Annotated in this window: 18 protein-coding genes; 13 read left to right on the top strand and 5 right to left on the bottom strand. The window is 57.1% G+C overall.

Annotated features, from left to right (window positions below; all coding sequences use genetic code 11):
* Position 1 precedes the first annotated feature (1 nt).
* From ACR0NN_RS07760 to ACR0NN_RS07750, 3 genes are all read right to left on the bottom strand, one after another.
* Positions 2–2,404 carry a GcvT family protein gene (locus ACR0NN_RS07760; RefSeq protein ID WP_170721505.1) on the bottom strand — a complete coding sequence of 801 codons (2,403 nt, stop codon included), beginning with the start codon at positions 2,402–2,404 and terminating at the stop codon, positions 2–4.
* A 98-nt stretch (positions 2,405–2,502) separates the two neighbouring features.
* Positions 2,503–3,132, bottom strand: coding sequence for a glutathione S-transferase (locus ACR0NN_RS07755; RefSeq protein WP_170721509.1), 630 nt, complete (start codon positions 3,130–3,132; stop codon positions 2,503–2,505).
* A 92-nt stretch (positions 3,133–3,224) separates the two neighbouring features.
* Entirely contained in the window at positions 3,225–3,722 is a 498-nt protein-coding gene (locus tag ACR0NN_RS07750; RefSeq protein ID WP_170721513.1) for a class I SAM-dependent methyltransferase, read from the bottom strand.
* Between the two features lie 229 nt (positions 3,723–3,951).
* On the opposite strand from ACR0NN_RS07750, the gene ACR0NN_RS07745 reads away from it, so the two are divergent.
* From ACR0NN_RS07745 to ACR0NN_RS07725, 5 genes are read left to right on the top strand one after another with little or no spacing between them, the layout of a single operon-like run.
* Positions 3,952–5,724 carry an ABC transporter ATP-binding protein gene (locus tag ACR0NN_RS07745; RefSeq protein ID WP_170721517.1) on the top strand — a complete coding sequence of 591 codons (1,773 nt, stop codon included), beginning with the start codon at positions 3,952–3,954 and terminating at the stop codon, positions 5,722–5,724.
* Positions 5,717–7,630, top strand: coding sequence for an ABC transporter substrate-binding protein (locus tag ACR0NN_RS07740; RefSeq protein WP_170721520.1), 1,914 nt, complete (start codon positions 5,717–5,719; stop codon positions 7,628–7,630). Before ACR0NN_RS07745 ends, ACR0NN_RS07740 begins: the two co-directional genes overlap by 8 nt.
* Positions 7,631–7,644: 14 nt before the next feature.
* Complete coding sequence (locus tag ACR0NN_RS07735) at positions 7,645–8,673, top strand: ABC transporter permease (protein ID WP_170721530.1); 1,029 nt, start codon at positions 7,645–7,647, stop codon at positions 8,671–8,673.
* Positions 8,670–9,824 carry an ABC transporter permease gene (locus ACR0NN_RS07730; protein ID WP_170686099.1) on the top strand — a complete coding sequence of 385 codons (1,155 nt, stop codon included), beginning with the start codon at positions 8,670–8,672 and terminating at the stop codon, positions 9,822–9,824. The genes ACR0NN_RS07735 and ACR0NN_RS07730 overlap by 4 nt, the downstream gene beginning before the upstream one ends.
* A complete protein-coding gene (locus ACR0NN_RS07725; RefSeq protein WP_170721532.1) occupies positions 9,821–11,170 on the top strand; it encodes a CoA transferase in 1,350 nt (449 codons plus the stop codon). Before ACR0NN_RS07730 ends, ACR0NN_RS07725 begins: the two co-directional genes overlap by 4 nt.
* 37 nt (positions 11,171–11,207) lie before the next feature.
* On the opposite strand, the gene ACR0NN_RS07720 is transcribed toward ACR0NN_RS07725, so the two are convergent.
* A complete protein-coding gene (locus ACR0NN_RS07720; RefSeq protein ID WP_480684360.1) occupies positions 11,208–13,607 on the bottom strand; it encodes a mechanosensitive ion channel domain-containing protein in 2,400 nt (799 codons plus the stop codon).
* Positions 13,608–13,976: 369 nt separating this feature from the next.
* Here ACR0NN_RS07720 and ACR0NN_RS07715 point away from each other — a divergent pair, with 369 nt between their 5' ends.
* The 8 genes from ACR0NN_RS07715 to rpe all read left to right on the top strand — a co-directional run bounded on the left by ACR0NN_RS07715 (position 13,977) and on the right by rpe (position 21,234).
* Positions 13,977–15,191, top strand: a complete 1,215-nt coding sequence (locus ACR0NN_RS07715) for a glycosyltransferase (protein WP_170721534.1) — start codon at positions 13,977–13,979, stop codon at positions 15,189–15,191.
* Positions 15,188–16,435 carry a glycosyltransferase family 4 protein gene (locus ACR0NN_RS07710; protein WP_170721536.1) on the top strand — a complete coding sequence of 416 codons (1,248 nt, stop codon included), beginning with the start codon at positions 15,188–15,190 and terminating at the stop codon, positions 16,433–16,435. The genes ACR0NN_RS07715 and ACR0NN_RS07710 overlap by 4 nt, the downstream gene beginning before the upstream one ends.
* Positions 16,435–17,511, top strand: coding sequence for a glycosyltransferase family 4 protein (locus ACR0NN_RS07705; RefSeq protein WP_170721550.1), 1,077 nt, complete (start codon positions 16,435–16,437; stop codon positions 17,509–17,511). Before ACR0NN_RS07710 ends, ACR0NN_RS07705 begins: the two co-directional genes overlap by 1 nt.
* Complete coding sequence (locus tag ACR0NN_RS07700; protein ID WP_170721553.1) at positions 17,508–18,086, top strand: histidine phosphatase family protein; 579 nt, start codon at positions 17,508–17,510, stop codon at positions 18,084–18,086. Before ACR0NN_RS07705 ends, ACR0NN_RS07700 begins: the two co-directional genes overlap by 4 nt.
* Before the next feature lie 2 nt (positions 18,087–18,088).
* Complete coding sequence (locus ACR0NN_RS07695) at positions 18,089–19,231, top strand: glycosyltransferase (RefSeq protein WP_170721558.1); 1,143 nt, start codon at positions 18,089–18,091, stop codon at positions 19,229–19,231.
* Positions 19,228–19,980 (top strand): polysaccharide deacetylase family protein, encoded by a 753-nt coding sequence (locus tag ACR0NN_RS07690; protein ID WP_170721561.1) that lies wholly within the window; start codon positions 19,228–19,230, stop codon positions 19,978–19,980. The genes ACR0NN_RS07695 and ACR0NN_RS07690 overlap by 4 nt, the downstream gene beginning before the upstream one ends.
* A gap of 19 nt (positions 19,981–19,999) precedes the next feature.
* Positions 20,000–20,476 carry a class I SAM-dependent methyltransferase gene (locus ACR0NN_RS07685; RefSeq protein ID WP_170721563.1) on the top strand — a complete coding sequence of 159 codons (477 nt, stop codon included), beginning with the start codon at positions 20,000–20,002 and terminating at the stop codon, positions 20,474–20,476.
* Between the two features lie 68 nt (positions 20,477–20,544).
* Positions 20,545–21,234, top strand: a complete 690-nt coding sequence (rpe, locus tag ACR0NN_RS07680; protein WP_170721568.1) for a ribulose-phosphate 3-epimerase — start codon at positions 20,545–20,547, stop codon at positions 21,232–21,234.
* Positions 21,235–21,387: 153 nt separating this feature from the next.
* Here rpe and ACR0NN_RS07675 read toward each other — a convergent pair whose 3' ends face one another.
* The gene (locus tag ACR0NN_RS07675; RefSeq protein WP_170721571.1) at positions 21,388–23,481 is read right to left on the bottom strand and encodes a 3-hydroxyacyl-CoA dehydrogenase NAD-binding domain-containing protein; all 2,094 of its coding nucleotides are present in this window, start codon (positions 23,479–23,481) and stop codon (positions 21,388–21,390) included.
* Positions 23,482–23,741 lie beyond the last annotated feature (260 nt).

Genomic DNA, 23,741 nt, shown 5'->3' with positions numbered 1-23,741 from the left:
ATCAACCTCGCATCGCTTTGCCCTGAGGGTCATAGGGCGACGCCGCAATCACACGTGCCGGGCGTTCGACGCCCACAACATGGACCGATAGCTCTGTGCCCGGTTCGACCCTGTCGCGATCGACCAAAGCCATAGCCAGCGACTTGCCGGTATAGTGGCCGTAGCCGCCCGAGGTCACAAAGCCCACACGCTGATCACCGGCCCAAATCGGCTCATACCCGCTGGCGTCAGCATCTTCTGCATCGACCTCAATCGTTACTTGAATCTGCGCCGGGCCATTGCCATCGCGTTCTGCCAGCGCGGCCTCTTTGCCCACAAAGTCTTTATCCCAGTCGATCCAGCGATCCATCCCGGTCATGCCCGGCGTGTAGAGCTGAGTGAACTCGGCCGACCAGATGCCAAAGCTTTTCTCAAGACGCGTAGAAAGCATGGCATTGAAACCGCACTCGCGAATGCCCTCGTCAGCCCCTGCCTCCAGCAGCATGCGGCGCAGTTTGATATGATCGCCATAGCGGCAGTTGATCTCATACCCTTTTTCGCCGGTCACCGACATCCGCGCAACGCGGGCACGCACCAGACCGATGTCGAAGTTGCCGCAGCCCATGAATTTCAGACCCGAGATATCCTGTTCTGCCAGTTTCTCGACGACTGCCTGCGATTTCGGGCCTACCACGGCAAAGCCGCAATATTCCTCGCCCAGATCACGGACAGTGACGCTGTCCATCATGTGATCGTCGAACCAACGCATATGCCAGGCGCGCAGGTAATAGCTGCCCATGATCCACCAGGTGCCATCACCCCAGTTCAGTACAGTCAGATCCCCTTTGAGCCGTCCATTTTCGCCCAGCATCGGGGCCAGCTTGGCCCGACCCGGCGCAGGCAGTTTCGACGCCATGACTTTGTCCAGCCATGCTTCGGCATTGGGTCCGGTGACCTCGAACCGCGAAAAGCCCGAGATATCCAGCAAGCCCACACCTTCGCGGAGTACCTTGCATTCCTCAGCCACAATATCATGCGCGTTCGAACGCTTGAGTGTCGGCGTTTCTTCAAACCCTTTCGGCGCGAAATAGAGCGGCACTTCGAGGTCCCAGCTGACACCCCATTTGCACCCTGCTTCGGTCATCGCGTCGTGCGCGGGTGCCATTTTCAGTGGACGACCAGCGGGCAGTTGCTCGTTCGGATAGGTCATCACGAAACGGCGGGAGTAGAATTGCCCCGTCGTCTCGCGGATGTAACGCTTGTTCTGCGCAAAATCGCCATAGCGTGCCACGTCCATCGGCCAAGCGTCTGCCTCTGGCTCGCCGTGGATCATCCACTCGGCCAATGTTTTACCAACGCCGCCGCCTTGCAGGAACCCGGCCATCACGGCACAAGCCGACCAATAGCCGCGCTTGCCCGGCACTGGGCCAACCAGCGGATTGCCGTCGGGCGAGAAGGTAAATGCGCCATTCACCCATGTTTTGATGCCAACATTCTGGATCGATGGATAACGCTCAAAGCCCAGCGTCAGCTCGTTTTCGATCCGATCGAGCTGTTCCTGAAACAGCTCTTCGCCATAGTTCCACGGCGCACCGTCCATGGCCCAGTGCTCGTGATCGACCTCGTAGATGCCAACCAGAACGCCCTTCTGGTCCTGCCGCATATAGGTGAAACCTTCGAGATCCACGGTCATCGGCATCTCAAAATCCGCCTCAGCCACCTCCGGCACCGTGTCGGTGATCAGATAGTGGTGTTTGAGTGGCGATACCGGCAGTTCCACCCCGGCCATGCGCCCGACCTGCTTGGCCCAGAGACCCGCGGCATTGACCACATGCTCACAGGTAATGGTGCCCTTATCGGTCACGACTTCCCAACCATCGGCAGTCTGCGTCAGACTTTCGACCTTGGTTTCCTCGTAATACTCGGCGCCCCGCTTCTTGGCGGCGGTTGCATAGGCCTGCACGGTCCCGGTCGTATCGATATAGCCTTCGCGATCCGCCCACATCGCGCCTAGAACACCATCGGTGGACATGATCGGGCAACGTCTCTGCGCTTCTTCCGGGCTGAGCAATTCGCAATCGTCGATGCCGATGGACTGGAAAATGCGGTAATTGGCCTGTAGCCACTCCCACCGCTCAGGCGTTCCCGCCAATGTAAGGCCGCCGGTCATGTGCAGGCCGATGTTCTGCCCCGATTCCTTCTCGATCTCGCTCAGCAGGTCGATCGTGTAGGCCTGCAGGGATGCCATGTTTGGATCAGCGTTCAGCGCATGGATGCCGCCAGCGGCGTGCCAGGACGAGCCTGAGGCCAAACGCCGCCTTTCAAGCATTACCACATCCGACCAGCCGAACTTGGCCAGATGATACAGAACCGAGGCGCCAACAACGCCGCCACCGATGACTACGACACGATACTGAGATTTCATCTCGCGCTCCCCTGAATGACTCGCAAAGGACGCTAGAGGTACTGTTCACTTCTGTCTAGACATTTCTGTACAGTTCAGGTTTGACGCCGTGCAAAATATCAAATCTGCGCACTCGGCCGCGCCTGAATTGCGTTGTACCAAGCCTGTGTCGCCGTATTTTCTTCAGGGATGCGCATCTTGATGACCCGCGCGAAATCGACAAATACAAACGTGGTGATATCGGCCAGAGTGAACTCATCCCCGGCCATGAAATCATTTTCGCTTAGATGGGGTTCCAGCAGATCAAAGAAGACGCTCAGACGCGCTTTGCCCCGTTCCGCCAGTTCGGGGATTTGTTCATAATTCTTGGGCCCAATGATCGCGCGGCCTTTGAACGCGGGATGCGTGTTGCGCAGCGCATCTGCGATAGGGGCCCCGCATTGCTGTTCGGCAATAGCGGTCCACATCAAAACCTTGCCCTTCTCATCCGCAGTTCGCCCCATCAACGGAGGTTCTGGAAAGCGCGCCTCCAGATACGCTGCGATACCTAGGTTTTCGGTGAGCGTCGCGCCCTCATCTGTGACCAGTACCGGGATCGTCGCGCCTGGGTTTACGGCGCGAAACGCGTCGCTCATCTGCTCGCCCTTAGCGATTGAGATGTCTCGGGTTTCAATCTGCAGCCCCTTTTCCGCGATAAACATCCGGGCGCGCCGGGGGCTTGGCGCGGTCGAGCAATCATAGAACAACATGTTTACGGTCCCTTCTGAAACTTCATGTCTCAGACGTTAGACCGGCCCACCGTCGCAGCGCGAGTCAGATCGCAAAATGACCCAACGGCAGATCAGCGCTGATAGATGAAACAGCGCCCTTCCACCGCGCCTTCGGGCAGTGGCAATTCGGTCAGCGCGTCAAAATACATGCGATCACTGGACACCATGAGCCCACCCTGCGCCAAAAGTGGTTCGATCAATGGCGAAACGAGGCGGGCAAAGGCATCGTTCTTTTGTCGGTTGTGCCCACCAAGGTCGGCATGGATCAGACTGGCAGTCGCGCCAAATCGCGCGACAGACGCAGGCAATGTCTCACGCACATCACCAAGAATCACCAGATCATCTGGCGGCGTCGAATCGGGATGAGACGCAACAGCCCGTTCGAAAACATATACCGGCCGGTCCTGAATATGCTGCATCATGTGGTGATAGGTGCGTCCATTGCCCAGCCCCAGTTCAAACACCGGGCCGGGCTGGTCCGCTGTTTGAGCGATCGCGAAATCCAGACAAGCGCGTTGCGAGACCATGCGGTCGATGAACAGATCCAGGCGACTTTGAACTTCCGGCACAGCTATAACCTCTATCTATTGAAACGACACCTTATCTGTGCCCTGCGATCTGGTAGTGGCAAATTCTCAAGGGAATGTGTAGCCGCGCCGCAAAGAATTCACGAATTCGCGACAATTCGGGTAAAGAAGGTGTTTGACTACGCCGCCCCAACCGCGCGAGACTGCGCAAAAAAGACAGGGAGTTCACAAAGCCGATGTTTTCTAACGGCCAGACGGGTGGAAAACCCGCATGAGTGCGTTGTTGTCCGTTCGCGATCTCAGCATCGGCTTTGGCACGGGTCCTTCCGTTGTCCAGGATGTCAGCTTTGAGGTCGAGGCCGGACAGACGCTTGCATTGGTTGGAGAATCTGGATCGGGCAAGACGATCTCATGCCGGGCTGCGTTGCGCATTCTACCGCGCACGGCTCAGATCCGCAGCGGAACGATCACGCTGAACGATTCCAAAGGCACGGCTAATCTGACCGAGCTAAGCGAACGACAGATGCGCAGTATTCGCGGCAATCGGGTCTCCATGATTTTTCAGGAACCGATGCGATCCCTGTCGCCGCTTCATAAAATCGGAAATCAGGTCAGTGAAGTCCTTTGGCTACATCGCGGTGCATCCGAGGCACAGGCCCGCAAAGAAGTTCTGACCCAGTTTGAGAGGGTTGGTTTCCCCGACCCCGCCCGCGCCTATGACAGCTATCCGTTCGAGTTGTCCGGTGGCATGCGGCAACGGGCAATGATCGCCATGGCCATGGTGTCCAAGCCCGAATTGCTTATCGCGGATGAACCAACCACGGCGTTGGATGTGACCACCCAGGCGCAGGTTCTTGGGCTTATCAAAGAGCTGCAGCGTGAAACTGGTATGGCTCTGATCCTGGTCACCCACGATCTGGGTGTCGTTGCCAACATGGCCGAACAGGTTGTTGTTATGCACAAGGGCCGCGTGATGGAGGCTGGTCCGGCTGCGCCCATTTTGAATGATCCGGCCCATCCCTACACGCAACAGCTGTTCGACGCTGCGCCTGAGATACCGGATCAGGATTCCGTTGGCATTCCGATGCCCGAGGAAGACTTGATTCTACAGATGACCGGGGTTTCAAAGACCTACACGATGCGATCCAGCAAAGGCTGGAAGGCCGATAAACTGATCCATGCCTGCCGGGGCGTCGACATGAAGCTGGCGCGCGGCAAGACGCTTGCGATCGTTGGCGAAAGCGGGTCTGGCAAGACAACCGCCGCCCGGATCGCCTTAGGCGCTGAACTGCCCGATCCCGGCGGCGAAGTTTTGTTCCGAACAACCAAAGACTCCGAACCGATTACGGTTCACAAGATGACCCGGGCTGAACGCACCGCCTTTCAGCGCAAGGCGCAAATGGTGTTTCAGGATCCCTACAGCTCCCTGAGCCCACGGATGCGCATTCAGGATGCCATGACCGAGCCGATGGAAATACATCGCATCGGCACCGTATCCGAACAGCGCGACAAAGCGGCCGAAATGCTGCAGCGTGTCGGGCTGAACGCCGATATGCTGAAACGCTATCCGCATGCGTTCTCAGGCGGGCAGCGGCAACGTCTGTCTATCGCAAGAGCGATGATGCTGGACCCAGCCCTGATCGTTTGTGATGAGCCGACCTCGGCCCTGGATGTCTCCGTTCAGGAACAAATCCTTACGTTGCTTGAAGATCTGCAAGACAGTTTGAACTTGTCTTATCTGTTCATCTCACACGATCTCGCTGTCGTCGCGCGTATCGCCGACGAAGTCGCTGTGATGCGCAGGGGTCTTGTGGTCGAACAAGCTCCGCCCGAAACTCTGTTCTACAATCCACGTCATCCCTATACCAAAGCGCTGATTGCCGCCCAGCCTGAGCCGGATATCAATCGCCCGATCGACCTGAAACTGGTTGCACTGGGCGCTGGTTCGCCCGACAGTTGGGATGACGCCTTTAGATTTTCCGACTCCGTGATACCTTCTTTGGTAGAGTTGGAGCCTGGCCATAAGGTACGCTGCCATGTTTAAGACCACTCACCGACTGTTTCTCGCTGCATCTATTGCCATTGCAGGGATGTTGCCCGCCGCTGCGGAAATTCCATCCAATCTTCAGGAAAGCACGTTCTGGCAAAGCGACGTTGAAAGCGGCAGCCTTCCACCCATTGCCGAACGTATCCCTCAAGACCCGCTGATTGTTGACTTGGCCGCGAAAGGACGCGAATTCGGCGCGCCCGGTGGTACGCTACGTACGATGGTCACCCGATCAAAAGATATCCGGCAGATGGTTGTCTATGGCTACGCAAGGCTGGTGGGATTTGATCAGGAATACAACATTGTACCCGATCTGCTGGCGTCATTCGAAAACGACGGCAATCGTAAGTATACCTTGAATCTGAGACCCGGCCACAAATGGTCGGATGGTACTGCGTTTACGTCTGAAGACTTCCGCTATTGGTGGGAAGACGTGGCAAATAACGAATTGCTCAGCCCCTCAGGTCCTCCGGACTTTTTGTTGGTTGAAGGCAAGTCCCCTAAGGTAACCTTCCCCGACGAAACAACCGTTGTGTTCGAGTGGGACGAACCCAATCCAGACTTTCTGCAATCTCTTGCTCAGGCACGTCCGCCGTTTATTTACCGTCCGTCGGAGTTTCTCAAAAAATATCACGAGAAGTTCGCTGATCCTGAAGAACTGGCATTTCAGGTCGAAGATGCACGGGTCAAAAGCTGGGCAGCCCTGCACAACAAACTGGACAACCTGTATAAGTACGACAACCACGAGCTGCCAACATTGCAGCCATGGCTCAACGCCAGCTCGGGCAAGAAAATCCGGCACAACTTTATCCGCAACCCCTACTACCACCGGGTGGATTCAAACGGGGTGCAGTTGCCCTATATCGATGTAGTTGAAATGGAAATCGTCGCGCCGGGTCTGGTTGCGGCCAAGGCCAACGCGGGTGAAACCGACTTGCAAGGTCGTGGGCTGGCCTTCCGCGATGCCTCGATCCTGAAAAAGGGCGAGGCCGAAGGTGGCTACAAGACACTCTTGTGGAAAACAGGCGTGGCATCACAGATCGCGATCTATCCTAACCTGAACTACACCGACGATGCATGGCGGGACGTTCTGCGTGACGTACGCGTGCGTCGGGCGTTATCGCTGGCTATTGACCGCAACACGATCAATCAGGCGCTTTATTTCAAACTGGCCCAGCCCGGAGCCATGTCGGTTCTGCCTGCCTCGCCTTTTTACGACGAAGCCAACGCAAAGGCCTGGGCGCAGTATGACGTCGAAATGGCAAATGCTTTGCTTGATGAGGCCGGTTTGGCCGAGCGTGACAAGAATGGCATCCGCTTGTTGCCCGATGGACGTCCGATGGAGCTGATCATCGAAACCGCGGGCGAAAGGCAAGAGGTTGAAAACGCACTTCAGATCGTCACGGATACTTGGCGTGAGATTGGTGTCGACCTTGTCATGCGCCCGTTGGACAGGGATATCCTGCGCAATCGGGTCTTCTCGGGCAATACCATGGCTTCAGTCTGGTTCGGCTGGGATGACGGCATTCCGCAAAGCCACACTTCTCCTGCCTATCTTGCGCCGACCGATCAAGTCTTTCTGGCCTGGCCTAAATGGGGCCAATACTATCAGACCAACGGCGGATCGGGTGAGCCGCCAGACATGCCTGAGGCGGAACTCCTTATGAAGCTGGCCCATGATTGGGAGATCGCAACCAGTGACGAAGAACGCGAAGCTGTCTGGTCCGAAATGCTGAAGATCCACGCGGACCAGCTGTACGCCATCGGCATCCTGAACGGCGCGCCGCAGCCAATCGTCGTGTCGAACCGTCTGCGCAACGTGCCTGAACAGGCCATGTGGGCGTGGGAACCCGGTGCGCATTTCGGCATTCATCGTCCGGACGAGTTCTTTTTCGCCGACTGATCAGGAGCAGCTAAATGGTCATGCTGCGCTATGCGGTGTATCGCTTTTTCACGATGCTGCTGACTCTGTTGGTGGTTTCGGTTCTGATCTTTGTGATCATCAACCTTCCGCCCGGAGACTACCTGAGCAACCAGATTGCCGAACTGCAGGCTTCGGGACAGTCCGCCGGTGTCGCCAAGGCTGAATTTCTGCGCAAAGAGTATTCTCTGGATCGGTCCCTTCCGGAACAATACCTGATCTGGATGGGCTTCTGGCCAGGCCCACACGGGTTTGAAGGCCTGTTGCAGGGTAATTATGGCTGGTCCTTCGAATTTGACCGCCCTGTGCGCGAGATCGTGGGCGATACGCTGTGGTTGACGGTTGTAGTCAATCTGGCTGCCATTCTATTCGTCTACGCCGTTGCTTTGCCTTTGGGAGTCATCGCTGCGGCCAGATCACGGACCTGGATCGATTATACTTCAGCTTTTGTAGGCTATCTGGGCCTTGCGACGCCGAACTTCCTGCTGGCGCTGATCCTGTTCTACTATGGCCATCGTTATTTCAACCTCCCTATCGGCGGCCTGATGGACCCATCCTTTGAAGGCCAGCCCATGAGCTGGGAAAAGCTGAAATCCATCCTTGTCCACTTGATCGTTCCGACCTTCGTCATCGGCACCTCGGGTGCGTCGGCAATGATGCAACGTCTGCGCGCCAATATGCTGGATGAGCTGGGCAAGCCATATGTCGAAACAGCCATTGCCAAGGGTATGTCGCCATCGCGGATGCTGACAAAATACCCGTTGCGCGTGGCCTTCAATCCCTTTGTCGCGGATATCGGCAACCTGCTGCCATCGATGGTCTCAGGATCGGTTCTGGTTTCTGTTGTTCTTGGCCTTCAGACCATCGGCCCGACCTTGCTGACGGCACTAAAAACCCAGGACCAGTTCCTTTCAGCATTCATCCTGATGTTCGTGGCCCTGTTGACCCTGATCGGCACCATGATTTCGGATATCCTGTTGGTCATGCTTGACCCACGAATTCGGTATGAGGGGCGCGAAGCATGAACAAACGCCCCGACGGTCGCTATGTCGACGAAGCCCCATTTGACCCGCAAGCCTCAATCCAGCAGCTTGAGCGCGCGGACCTCGACGCTCCCAACTGGGTGCTGGTCTGGCGCAAGTTCAAAACCCATAAGCTGGGCCTGATTTCAGGCATCTTCCTGCTATTTTGCTACCTGATGCTGCCATTTGCAGGGTTTGTTGCCCCGTACGGACCCAATGACCGGAACGGAGAGCATCTCTATGCCCCGCCCCAATCCGTTAACTGGTTCCATGAGGGCAAGTTCATCGGCCCCTATGTATATCCCATTGTGGCGGAGGCGGACCTTGAAACGTTCCAATGGAAATTCGTCCCCGACACCGAAGACCCGCGCCCGATCCGTTTCTTCTGTGAGGGGTCTGAATACAAGCTTGCAGGTCTGATCAAATCCGACACCCACCTATTCTGTGCACCCGAGGGGGCGACGCTGTTCCTTTGGGGCTCGGATCGACTGGGCCGTGATGTGTTCAGCCGAATCCTCTATGGCGCCCAACTGTCGCTCACCGTGGGTCTGATCGGCATTTCAGTCTCGTTCTTCCTTGGCATCCTGTTTGGATCAATGGCCGGGTATTTCGGAGGGCGCATCGACTGGACCATCAACCGCGTGATCGAAATTCTGCGCTCGCTGCCGGAATTGCCCCTATGGCTGGCCCTATCCGCAGCGGTGCCCTCGAATTGGAGCCCCGTTGCGGTGTTCTTCATCATCTCGATCATCCTTGGTATTCTCGATTGGCCCGGCCTGGCCCGTTCGGTGCGCGCCAAATTCCTGTCGCTGCGTGAAGAGGAATATGTTCGAGCCGCTGAGATGATGGGCGCAAGTTCAGGCCGGGTGATCCGTAAGCACCTGTTGCCCAACTTCATGTCGCACCTAATCGCTTCGGCCACACTTTCAATCCCAGCGATGATCCTGGGTGAGACGGCCCTCAGCTTCCTTGGCCTTGGCCTGCGCGCGCCAGCAGTCAGTTGGGGGGTTATGCTGAATGATGCACAAAACCTTGCCTCGATCGAAATCTATCCCTGGACTGCGATCCCCATGCTGCCGATCATCGTGGTCGTATTGGCATTCAACTTCCTGGGTGACGGTTTGCGCGACAGCCTGGACCCCTATCAACAATGAGTTTGCTTTCTGCTCTTCCCTCACCTGAAACCTATCAGGTTGTTGGGGAGGGCGCGCGACCCAGCGCCTTTGCCGTGTCCGAGCTTGCTACAGCAAGTTTCGCCACAGTGGGGCAAGAGCTGTCACGCCTTGTGACCGCCATGAACCTGTCGTCGGAACCTCCTGAAATAACCGTGGATCACCGTTTGGCCTCGCTGTGGTATGGCTATTCATTCAAACCCAAAGGCTGGGACATGCCCAACCTGTGGGACGCGATCGCGGGCGATTATCAGGGCGCAGATGGGTGGATCAGGTTGCACACAAACTTACCTCATCACCGCGCTGCGGCCCTCAAGGTCTTGCAGGTCGAAGCTGATCGATCAGCAGTGGGGCGTGCCGTCAGAGGGCGAGCCATCGCGGAACTTGAAGCCGCGATTGTGGCTGAGGGCGGTGTCGCGGCCGCGATGCGCAGTCGCGCGGATTGGCATGATCACCCTCAAGGGCGCATTCTGGTCCGTGAGCCCTTGATTGGATGGCAAGGCCCACGCAATGCCAAGCTACGAGATCGGCCTCAGGCCACTGCTGCGCGCCCACTTGCAGGACTACGCGTGCTTGATCTGACCCGTATCTTGGCCGGCCCGGTTTCAACACGGACACTCGCGGGTTTTGGGGCCGAAGTGCTGCGGATCGATCCCCCCGACTGGGATGAGCCCGGCGTCATCCCTGACATTTCACTGGGTAAGCACTGCGCCTACCTGAATCTGAAATCACCTGACGGAATAAGTCAGCTCAAAGAACTTCTGACCCAAGCGGATGTCTTTGTTCATGGATATCGCCCCGGAGCATTGGACGCACTTGGCCTGAACAAAGCCGCGCGCGACCAACTGGCGCCGAACCGGATCGAGGTCACGCTTGACGCCTATGGTTGGCAAGGCCCATGGGCTGCGCGCCGCGGCTTTGACAGCCTCGTGCAGATGAGCGCCGGAATCGCGCATGCGGGGATGGAGTGGGCTGGAGCTGACAAGCCAACCCCCTTGCCCGTACAGGCATTGGATCATGCAACTGGATACCTGATGGCCGCTGCCGTGATGTCCGCCTTGGCCGAGGCCGCATCCCGTCAGACTATCATGGACGCCCGGCTTTCGCTTGCAAGAACTGCTGAGCTCTTGGCGACCCTTGCCAAAGGCGACGCCGACAAAGATATCACACAAGCTCTGCCAACAGATTATGCTGATAAACTCGAATCCTCGGGCTGGGGGCCCGGTCATCGATTGAAACCAGCTCTGACAGTCGGAACTGCCCAGATGAACTGGACACTACCCGCATCCAAACTTGGAACGTCACAACCCGTCTGGCCATCGCTTTAAAATTAGACCAACCGCCGCGCGGCACGCGCGGCCCGGCCTAACGGTCGTCGCCTCCGGGTCCGATATCGTCCAGATAATCTTCGTCAATTGCAGCCTGCACAGCCCCTGTGACCGCCTCGCGCTGTTTTGGCGTCAGGTCTTCGGCTTCCTTGTCATCCGCCAGCCGCACTGTGACTTCCCGATGCGCAAACCGGATGCCTTCACGGGCAAACAGCTCGCGAATATCCTGATACACTTTCTTGCGAACCAACCACTGATCGCCCGGTTTGGTCATGAACTTGACCCGGATAATCATCGCCGAGTCCTGCATCTCGATCACGCCCTGTGATTTCAATGGCTGGATGAAGTTCTCACCGATCACCGGATCGCTCAGCAATTCCTGCCCCAGCTTTTTAATCAGCTTCCGCACTTTCTCAACATCCGTGTCGTAAGTCACCCTCAGCGGCAACTTCATGATCACCCAATCGCGGGAATAGTTGGTCAGCACTTTGATCTCACCGAATGGGATCGTGTTGAGAGCACCCAGATGGTGGCGCAGTTGGAATGACCTGACCGAGATCTTCTCGACCGTCCCCTTCACGTCGCCAATATCGATATATTCACCCTTCCGGAACGCGTCATCCATCAGGAAAAACGCGCCCGAGAAGATATCCCGCACCAAAGTCTGTGACCCAAAGCCGACCGCCAGGCCAACAACACCAGCACCCGCAAATAGGGGGCTGACATTGATCCCCAACTCCATCAGCACGATCAGCGCGATGGTCACAACCACTACAGCCAGAATAGCGCCGCGGAACAGCGGCAACAGAGTGGCCAAACGGCTCTGGCCACCTTCGCCTCCCTCGTCACCCAATTCGGCTTCTGCGCCGCCATCATCCGTTTCTTCCGCGATCTTGCTGTCGATCCAGACGCGAAAAAAGTGAAACAGGATATAGCCGATAAACAGGATCACCATCACATCCAACGCCCGCTCGATCGGCAGATCTTCGGACCAATTGGCCTGCGGGTTCCAGATGACCACCAGCGCATAAAGACCTACGACAAACGCCAGAATGCCTGCCACGCGGCGGGCGAGGTCTTCATACGTAATAATCGCATGTTTGCGCTTTTCGGCTTGCGGCGTCTCGACTACGGCCTCATCTTCGATCAGCTCTGCCTGATCGGAATCGGCATTCAGGGCCTCAATCTGGCGATTGCGGTCAAAGTACCGTTCGAGCAGGTAGTTCATCGCACCGTAGGCCACGACGACCGACATGAAGATCGCATAGCTGCTTGCCACGATTGGTATGGAATCCTGAACTTCCAGCACCAGATCAACGGCCAGCTTGAACCAGCTAAACACCATGTAAAGCACGAGAACAGGCGCCCAGGCGAAAGAGATGAATTTCAAAATCCATGACACCTGATCCGGGGCACGCCCACCGCGAATTGCATTGGAAATCGCACGCGCATTGAACAGGATCATCAGCACGTTGCCCAGCGCCCCAACCAGCGTCAGACTGCCATAGACCAACGCATAGACGTTGTAATTCAGCCCAAAATCCGCCACCCAGGTCGCAAACAGCACAACCGAGATGTCATATGTCGCAAGCGCTGAAGCCCAAAAATACAGGCGCTTGGCGTCCCGGTCCGAAAAGGGTGGCAGGCGATACTGGCTCAGGTAGGGCGAAAGCACCATCCGCCAGAGATCGGAGACAGTGCGCGATAGGAAAAACGCCGTAAAGATCGCTGTGACAGTAAACTGGATCGAGATGTCTTCAGCTTCGCCAAAAAACAGATACCCCACGATCAACGCCATGAGCATTGCAAAGATCGTGCCACCAATACCCATCACGAAGCGATAAACCAGGAACGGCATCTTTTCGCGATAACCTACAGGGTTTTCCTTGATGCGTGCGACAACCCAGCGTTTTGCGATGCGCTTACCGTAGATTTCGGTTGATAACCAACGGCCAAACAACAGGAACAGAATGTTCAAAACCAAGACTTCGATATAAGTTTGGATGCGCCCATCTGGGCTTGTTTGCCTGAGGATGTATTGCACCTCGAATACCGAGTATGGCAGCGCCTCCATCCGCGAACGGACGGAATCACGAAATTTCGAAAACCGCTCCTGCGCTCTCATAAGCTGAGAGCCCGCAGCCATTGGATCGGCATTACTGGCGTCAGCGGTTGCACTGTCGCTATCGCCTGCCGCCGAAACCACCTGACCGGCGCTGTCGATGACGATAACGCTTGCACCCGCTTCGGTCGCTGAACGAATGGCGGCTGCCAGATCGCTATCCGAAGCCTCCGTGCTCTCTTCGTTGCTTGATCCGGTTGGGTATCCCGGAATAAGCGAGGTCTGCGCAGCCGCCTCGTTAACAAAGGCCAGCGTTGCCGCCCAAAACACCAGAAACAGCCCGGCCAGAACATTCATTTTCATCGTGTGTCGCATCCAATTCGCAATTGTGGCCAACCCTATAGAACCTCGGGGGGCTGTTCAAATCTTCCGCACATCCCTTATCAACATCGTGAGAGCACGTGTTCCCAGCGCAATGAATGGGATAAGGTGTTTCCAAGCCAACAAAAATTGAATATGACCGCCTAAGACGCCCAACATCCAACCTATCATGTGCCCCCATAGCTGTCGTACTGGGTGTGACATTGAGCGTCGGCTACTTGGGGTCGAATATGCTGTTGCCAATTCGCAATGTTTGGCGCATTTGGGCAGCAAAATATGTGCCTTTGGCAAGCGAGGGCCGTTAAAATACGATAATCAGGTGCAGACGCGCGGAGTAGCACCAGAACCGAAACAGGCGAAGGTATGAGCCTAGGTAGTAAAAACGAAAATCACATCCGCGCCCCGCGCATCCTGCTATACAGTCACGATACGTTCGGTCTCGGTCATTTGCGCCGCTCTCGTGCTCTGGCCGCCGCGATTACGCAAGCCGATCCAGCGGCCTCGGCTCTCATCCTTACCGGTTCGCCTGTCGCCGGGCGATTTACGTTTCCGCGGCGGGTTGACCACGTCCGCTTGCCCGGCGTCACCAAACGTGCCGATGGATCATATGCTTCTCAGACCATCGGGATGGGTATCGATGACGTGACCGAGCTGCGCGCAAGCCTGATCCAAACCTCGGTTGAACAGTTCCAACCGGATGTCCTGATCGTTGACAAGGAACCGACCGGTTTTCGCGGTGAGTTGCTGCCGACACTGGAGTATCTGGAAAATTCGGGCACAGCCAAAATGGTTTTGGGCCTGCGTGACGTCTTGGATGAACCCGAAGTGTTGGCCGCCGAATGGGATCGCAAAGATGCTATATCGGCAACCGAGCGGTTCTATGATGAGATCTGGGTCTACGGCCTACGCTCGGTTTACGATCCAACACAAGGCCTTCCACTCAACCGAGCAACGCAACAGCGCTTCCACTGGACAGGGTATCTGCGGCGCGATCTGGGACCTGTCGGCGAACCCCCTGAGCAGCCCTATATCCTGATCACGCCTGGCGGCGGTGGCGATGGCAAAGCGATGGTCAATCTTGTTCTGTCGGCCTACGAAAAGGACCCGGACCTGTCGCCTCGCGCAGTGCTGGTTTATGGGCCGTTCCTGTCGGGCGAGCTGCGTGAAGATTTCGAAACCCGCGTTGCCGCCCTGGATGGCCGGGTGACCGCGGTTGGCTTTGAATCCCAGATCGAAACGCTGTTCGCCGGGGCCGCCGGCGTGGTTTGCATGGGCGGCTACAATACGTTCTGCGAGGTGCTGTCTTTCGACAAGCGCGCCGTCATCGTACCGCGCACGACCCCTCGGCTTGAGCAATGGATTCGGGCCTCTCGCGCCGAGGATTTGGGGCTGGTGCGCATGCTGGATGAAAACCGCGATGGCCTAACGGCAGATGCTATGATCCAAGCGATCCGCAATCTTCCACATCAGCCGCTGCCCTCGCAAGCCATTCGTGCCGGGCTGTTGGACGGATTAAGTTACGTCACCCATCGCATCAACGCGTTGCTGGGCGCGGAACAAGAGCGCGCCACCGGATGACGACCACAGCCCCCAAGCTGGCGGTGCTGGTCAAAGGCTGGCCGCGCCTGTCCGAGACGTTCATCGCCCAGGAACTGGTGGCCCTGCAAGAGGCAGGGCATAGCTTTGATATCTGGTCGCTGCGCCACCCGACCGATACCAAGCGCCACCCTCTGCACGACCGCTTTGAGGGACGGGTGCATTACCTGCCGGAATATCTGTATGACGAGCCTGCGCGGTTGGCGGCCGCGCGTGAGATCGCTTCTCGCCTGCCCGGATACGCCCAAGCCTATCAGGTCTGGCGACAAGATCTTCGCCGAGACCTAACCCATAACCGAATTCGCCGGTTTGGTCAGGCTTGCGTATTGGCTGCGGAACTGCCCAATCAAACGCGAGGGCTGTATGCGCATTTCATGCACACCCCGTCTTCAGTTGCCCGTTACGCGTCGATCATGCGCGGCCTGCCTTGGAGCTTTTCCGCGCATGCCAAGGATATCTGGACCTCGCCAGACTGGGAAAAACGGGAGAAACTGCATCTAGCCACTTACGGTGCCACCTTCGGAGCCACCTGCACCGCCATTGGCGCCGCGCATTTACGCGATATGGCCGACGATCCGGAGCGGGTTGAACTGATTTATCACGGGCTGGATCTGTCGCGTTTTCCGGCACCTCCCCAGCGGGGCATACGTGCCGCGAATGCACCGTTTCACATGCTGTCGGTTGGACGATTGGTTGAAAAGAAAGGCTTTGACCGCCTTCTTCACGCTTTCGCGCTGCTTCCCAAATCACTGAATTGGCACTGGACCCATATCGGCGGTGGAAACCTTAGCAAAAAGCTGAGCGCGCAAGCTGAGGTCGCAGGTCTGTCTGATCGGATCACTTGGATGGGGGCTTGCAATCAACCCGAAGTCATTTCCGAGATGCGGCGCGCCGATCTGTTTGCCCTGCCCAGCCGGATTGCCGAAGATGGCGACCGGGACGGCCTGCCCAATGTGTTGATGGAAGCAGCGTCCCAACGCCTTCCGATCCTGTCGACACCCGTGTCGGCAATCCCAGAGTTCATCGAATCCGGCACACATGGCCTGTTGTCTTCCGATGACCCGGCCGCGCTGGCCGCCGCTATTGAAAGTCTCGCCCAGAATCCGACCAAGACAGCAAGGATGGCAGAGGCCGCCTATGACCGCTTGATCGCCGATTTCCGCATGGACCCCGGCATACACCGCCTGTCCGAACGGCTAGACATCTTGTGCGCGGACGGCCCCTGATGGCGCGGGTGGCCTTCTACGCGCCGATGAAATCCCCCGATAGTTCCAAGCCTTCGGGTGATCGCGAAATGGCCCGCAACCTGATGCAAGCGCTAGGGGCGGAGGGAGACGTGATTGAGCTCGCCTCTCAGTTGCGGATTTACGACAAAACAGGTGACCCAGCGCTTCAGAACGAGTTGTGCAGCCATGCGAAGGCCGAAGCGGCGCGGTTGATCGCAGACCTGCCGTCAGACACAAACCTGTGGGTGACTTATCACAACTACTACAAGGCTCCTGATCTGCTTGGCCCAGTGGTGAGCCGCGCCAGGGGGATACCTTATGTGCAGCTGGAAAGCACTCGAGCAACCAGTCGACTGAACGGTCCATGGGCTGATTTCGCCCAAGCCGCACATGACGCTTGCGACGCTGCTCAGGTAATCTTCTACCACACCGCCAACGATCTGATCACGTTAGAGCGGGAACGGTTTGGGACTCAGGCGCTGATCGAGTTGCCTCCGTTTTTGCCCATCACGGATGTGCCCCCTGCGTCGACCCGTGATGGTCCGATGCTAACGGTTGGTATGATGCGACCGGGGGATAAGCTGGCCTCCTATACCATTTTGGCTGATACGCTGGATTACCTGACCGCCGATTGGGCGCTGGATATCGTTGGCGACGGCCCTGCCCGATCCGAGGTTGAGGCGCTGATGGCACGGTTCGGAGCGCGTGTTCGGTTTCTGGGTCAGCTTGATCGGGATGCGCTGCAAGCCCAATACCACCAAGCATCCATATTCGTATGGCCCGGAGTCAACGAAGCCTATGGCATGGTCTATCTAGAAGCTCAGGCCTGCGGAGTGCCGGTTGTCGCACAAGATCGCCCGGGCGTTCGGGATGTGTTGATGCCTTCCGATCACCCCAACGTCGGATCAGGAGCCAGAGGGTTGGCCGCACGCATTCAGACATATTTGGGCGATCCTGACCTGCGCCAGTCTGAGGGCAATCGCGCCCGCGCCTATGTCGCCCAGCGCCATCTCATGCCATCAGCCACTGAAAGGTTCTGGACGGCGGTGCGGCCTTTGTTGGAGAAAAGCTCATGACCCGCCTCGCCCTTTTGCGCCATGGACACACAGATTGGAATCGCGCGGGTCGCATTCAAGGACGTAGCGACATTCCCCTGGACGCCGATGCCCGCACGGAACTTGCAGGCTTTTGCCTGCCGCCGCCGTGGGACGTGGCCTCGATCTGGTCCAGCCCACTGAGCCGCGCTTCTGAGACCGCACAGTTGGTGTCGGGCAAAGCGCCCAAAACATCCCCTGCACTGACCGAGATGAACTGGGGCGATTGGGAAGGGCAACGTGGTGTTGATCTGATCGAAATCCCCGACAGCGGCTATCGTCATATCGAGGATTGGGGCTGGGAGTATCGCCCACCAAACGGTGAAAGCCCGGCTGAGCTTTGGGCGCGGATCGCGCCTTGGCTGTCAGAGCTGGAAGGCGACATTCTGGCTGTCTGCCACATTGGCATCATGAGGGTTATACTGGCCAAGGCTTGGGGCTGGAACTTTTCAGGCCCCGCCCCGTTCAAGATCAAACGCAACCGGCTGTTTGTCGTAGACTTGGATAAAATGCGGCCAGAACCTGAACCTGTCCGTCTGCTTTCACGAGAGATCTGATCATGAAGGTAATGATCATCGTGACCCATTTGTTAGGCACCGGCCATCTAAGCCGCGCGCTCACCTTGGGGCGTGCATTCGCAAACAAGAAACATGAGGTTCTGGTTGTTTCGGGCGGCATGCCTGCGCCTCAATTAGACACGCGCGGGCTGTCATTGCTGGGTCTACCGCCGCTGCGATCAGATGGGACAAACTTTACGCGCCTGCTTGATCAAAATGGCCAGGTTGCTGACACCGGCTATTTCGATGCACGCACAACCGGGCTGGTCCAGGCGATACGCAGCTTTGAGCCGCAGATTCTGATCACCGAGCTTTACCCGTTTGGGCGTCGCTCGCTTACCGCAGAGTTCCTCGCCGCGTTAAAGACAGCCCGGGCGCTACCGCACGCGCCTGTTATTGTGAGCTCGATCAGAGACATTCTTGCGCCTCCTTCAAAGCCGTCAAAAGCAGTCCAAACCGACGAGGTCATCGCCGAGTATTTCGACGGCGTCTTGGTTCATTCCGATCCGAAAATAACATCGCTCGACGTCAGCTGGCCTGTCTCATCGCAATTGGCATCACGGTTGCATTACACCGGCTTTGTCGCCCCAACCGCGCCATCCAGCCACCCGGACGGGATCGGACAGGGTGAAATACTGGTGAGTGCAGGCGGCGGGTCTGTCGGCCAGCCGATCTTTCAGGCCGCCATCGAGGCCGCCCGAAAGATGCCCAACAGGCGCTGGCGCCTGTTGGTGGGCGGGCAGGACGCCAAAGCACGAATTACCGAGCTTTCGCGAATTGCTGAAGGCACTTCGGTCATTCTTGAAACGGTTCGCCCGGATTTTCGCCAGATGTTGCCCCTTGCCGCAGCATCGGTCAGCATGTGCGGATACAATACGGCGATGGACCTTCTGCAAAGCGGAACCCCGACCGTGCTGATCCCGTTTGATGATGGAAATGAGGTTGAGCAGGGGTTGCGCGCGCACTCGCTTTCGCAACTAGATGGAATTGAAGTGCTGAACAGTTCCAAATTATCCGGCGCCTCGTTGAGCGAGGCTTTGGACCGCGCCTTAGCGGCAGCCATCCGCCCCGCTTTGCGAGAGGGTTTTGATGGCGCACACCGCTCAGTTGAGATCGCAACGGGCTTGTATGAGAACAGCCGATGAAACCTGATTGGCACCCATTGCATATCGAATTGCAGCGTTGGCATGATCAAGGGCTGACGCTGCCAATATGGTGGCGCGATGACGACGCGATCACGGTTACTCCGCAGCTTGAAATCCTCGCTGATATGTCCGCTGAACTTGGGCTTCCCGTCCATCTGGCGGTGATCCCACGCGACGCAGAGAAGGCGTTGGCGGATTATGTTGCAGATCACCCCAACCTGATCCCAGTTGTTCATGGCTGGGCCCATTTGAATCATGCACCCGATGGCGAGAAGAAGGCCGAGTTTCGGCTGCACCGGCCTCTTACTTCTGTCGTTTCAGATGCAGAGAACGGGCTATCCCGCCTGCAAGCCCTGTTCGGCGATCAACTCCGCCCGATGTTTGTACCCCCGTGGAACCGGATTGACCCGGATGCTACGGCTCACCTTTGCGGGCTCGGCTATAAGGTTCTGTCCACCGCAACACCCCGAAAAAAGCCACAAGCCGCACCCGGACTTGAGCAGGTAAACTCGCATCTCGATCCCATCGATTGGCACGGAACACGCGGTTTGATTGAACCTCAGCAACTGATCACGCAAACGGTTGAGTTGCTGCAGAACCGGCGCGCAGGACGGGCTGACAATGCCGAAGCATTTGGGGTGTTGACGCATCACTTGGTCCATGATCAGGACATCTGGACATTTACACAGAATCTGTTGCGCAGGTTGCTTGATGGACCGGGTGTTCCCTGGACTGCGCCGCGCAACTGAACTCGCAAGGAGAGCCCGAATGAGCCGATTGGATTCCATGCTGCGCCGCCTGACAGCGCAACGCGATGGGCTGAACTGGGCTGCAGCGCAAATCGATGGGATGGACGGAGACGTTCTGGATCTGGGGCTGGGTAATGGACGTACCTACGACCATTTGCGTGAAATCCTGCCCGCGCGCCGTATTTGGGTGATGGACCGCGTCTTACAATGTCACCCTGACAGCACCCCGCCTGCAGAAGATTTCTTGCAGGGCGAGGCCGAGCCAATGCTGCAGAAACTGGCAGAAGCTGGGCGAACAATCGCGCTGGCGCATTATGACTTCGGCCGCGGGATCAAAGCGGAAGACGTCGCCGAGGCCTCGCGCCTCAGCCCGCTGATCGAAAAGGTCATGCGGCCCGGAGGCTTCCTGATTTCAGGACAGCCTTTAGTGGGTTTCGCTCAGGTACAAGGCCCTGAGACGATCGCGCCAGATCGGTATCTGTTCTATCGAGTCTGAACAGGGTTTGAATTCTACCACGTCGCGGATATACGCCATCGCAACCGCACATCTACATGAGGCCTATCATGAGCTTTGACCGTTCCATCAAGATCGCTCCTTCGATCCTGTCCGCCGATTTTGCCAATTTCGGGCAAGAAATTCAGGCTATCGAAGCACAAGGCGCAGATTGGGTTCATGTGGACGTAATGGACGGGCACTTTGTGCCTAATCTCACCTTTGGTCCCACTGCGGTCAAAGCGTTCCGTCCGCATGTGAAGACGGTCATGGATGTGCATCTGATGATCTCCCCCGTCGATCCATATATCCAAGCCTATGCCGATGCAGGTGCGGACATCTTAACCGCACATGTCGAGGCTGGGCCACACGCACACCGCACACTGCAAGCCATTCGCGCGGCAGGAATGAAAGCCGGCATTGCACTGAACCCGGGCACACCAGCCGAAGCGGTCGAGCATCTGCTGGATCTGACCGATCTGGTATGTGTCATGACCGTCAATCCCGGATTTGGCGGGCAGAAATTCATCGACATGACCTCCAAGATTCAGCGCTTGCGCCAGATGATCGGAGACCGCCCGGTGCATATTGAGATCGACGGCGGCGTCGACCCCAAAACCGCGCCACTGGTGGCAGCAGCGGGCGCAGATGTGCTGGTCGCCGGATCGGCAGTGTTCAAGGGTGGATCAGTTTCAAACCCCGAAGTCTATGGTGAAAACATTCGGGCCGTCCGTACCGCTGCTGACAGCTCGCTAAACTAAGCGCTGGCCCTCCCGCCAGTCATCGATGTTTCTGACGAAACATCTCTTCCTGTTGGGCCCGGCATCGCGCAACGCGCGATGCCGGGCCCAAGGTGGCTAGCAATATTTGCGAAGCAAATGTTGCGCGGGCGCGGGAGCATTCACCCTACGCGGTCAGTTTGCTTTGTTTAAATCATCAAAGCAGCGGCTTTCAGAGACCAACTGTTCCAGCAAAGGCGCAGGTTGCCAGTAATAAGCGTCTTCCCCGGACCACTTATAGATATCATCCAACACGTTCGACAAACCCTGCAAATCAGCCCATTTCAAAGGCCCGCCCCAATAGCGCGGAAAGCCGTAGCCGTAGAGCAAAGTGACATCTACATCCAGCGGTCTGCGCGCGATGCCGTCGCCAACCACTTTCGCCGCCTCATTCACCATCGCAACCATATACCGGCGCACAATTTCGGCGTCTGTAAACTCCCGAGGAGATATATTCTGCGCAGCACGCTCTGCCTCGATCAGACCCAATACTTCGGGGTTTGGCTCGCCACCGCGTTTGCCCTTTTCGTAAACGTAGTAGCCCTTGCCCGTCTTCTGACCAAAGTGCCCGGCCTCACACAGCTTATCCGCATAGAAGCTGTCACGTACTCGGGGATCCTGTCCCGCCTCCCGCTTGCGCTTGCGCGCGGCCCAACCGATGTCCAATCCGGCCAGATCAGAGACTGCATAGGTTCCCATCGCAAATCCAAATCTGGTCAGTGCGGCATCGATCTGAAATGGGCTCGCACCGTCCAACACCATATGATCCGCACAGGTCCGATAGCTGCTTAAGATGCGGTTTCCGATGAAGCCATCACAAACGCCAGCCCGGACCGACACTTTTCCCAATCGCTTGCCCAACGCAAACCCAGTCGCCACGACCTCTGGCACCGTGCGGTCCGCCACAACGATCTCGAGCAGTTTCATCACGTGAGCAGGCGAAAAGAAATGCAGACCAATCACATCACCCGATCTGTCAATAGATGCCGCAATTTCATTGATGTCCAAATACGAGGTATTGGTCGCCAAGATGGCCCCGCCTTTGCAGACCGCGTCAAGCTGCGCAAATACTTGCTTTTTGACGTCCATGTCCTCGAAGACTGCTTCGATCACCAGATCAGCCCCGCTCAGTGCGTCGTATTCGGTGGCCAAGGTCAGCCGGTGCTGCAGTATCTCCGCATATTCTTGCGGGCTCAGTTTGCCGCGTTTGACGGCACCAGTCAGATTGGCTTCGATCCGGTCTTTCGCCGCTTGAGCAGCTTCGCGCGACATCTCTAGCAGGACCACGGGTAATTTCGACAGCAAAGCAGACGTCGCGATCCCTGCACCCATCGTGCCTCCGCCGATAACACCGATCTGGTCGAGAGATCGTGGCTCTACGCCCTGTAGCTCTGGCAGCTTAGAAACAGCACGCTCTGCAAAAAAGGCGTGGATCAACCCTTTGCGCTGATCCGACTCCATTAGCTCCATGAACAATTCCCGTTCACGTCGCTGTCCAGCGGCAAAATCTTCGGCTTCACAACTGGCCTGAATCGCACGCACGGCTATCGCAGGAGAAAGCTGACCTCGCCCCTTCTTCAGTACTGCGTCATAAGCGGCGTCAAAATCAATTGGTCTGGGTCGGGGCATATCACAAACCGGTCGGCGAGGAGCACCAGCGTTGAGTAAATCCGTTGTATACGCCAAACCAATTTCCCGCGGATCACCTTCCTGAACCTTGTCTAAGACCCCCAATTCCAGCGCCTCCGGTGCCTGAACATGCCGTCCTGTCGTTATCATGCTCAAAGCAGCCTCAACCTCTGCGACACGCGGCAAACGCTGAGTTCCCCCTGCTCCAGGAATGATACCCAGATTGACCTCGGGCAATCCCACCTTCGCTGAAGGTACGGCAATGCGGTAGTGACAAGAAAGCGCAACCTCTAGCCCTCCTCCAAGGGCCGTGCCATGCAAAGCCGAAACAACCAACAACGGGGACGCTTCGATGCGATCACAAAGGGCAGGTAACCAAGGGTCCTGCGGTGGCTTACCAAACTCGCGAATATCTGCGCCGGCAAAATACGTCCGGCCCTCGCCATATATCAAAACAGCGCGCGCGCCCTCTGCCTCGGCGCGTTCGATCCCCGACAACAACCCACGACGCACATCCACGCCAAGTGCGTTAACGGGTGGGTTTTGCGCCGACAACACAACAATATCACCCACTCTTTCAAACCCGATAACCTGGGACATGTGCTCGTGACTCCCTCAACGAATTGTATAGCTGGTCGCGGTTTCAGAATTTCCTGATGTTCAGGCATCCATAGAGTGGCCCGATATGTGCTCATATTCAACTATATTTTCGACCGAACGTTCGGTTTATGTGATTTTTCTCTAAAGTGGGCCCATGGGGCACAGACCAGCTCCATATTCGAAGGACTGCTGTGCTTGATCCATCGGCATGCGGAGTAACATAGCAAGCACCAGCTGGTCGCACGGTGCCGTATTATCCC

The organism is Ruegeria sp. BA2 (assembly GCF_056539605.1).
Note: the sequence above shows the minus strand (reverse complement) of the source record. Positions and strands in the feature narration are given on the sequence as shown.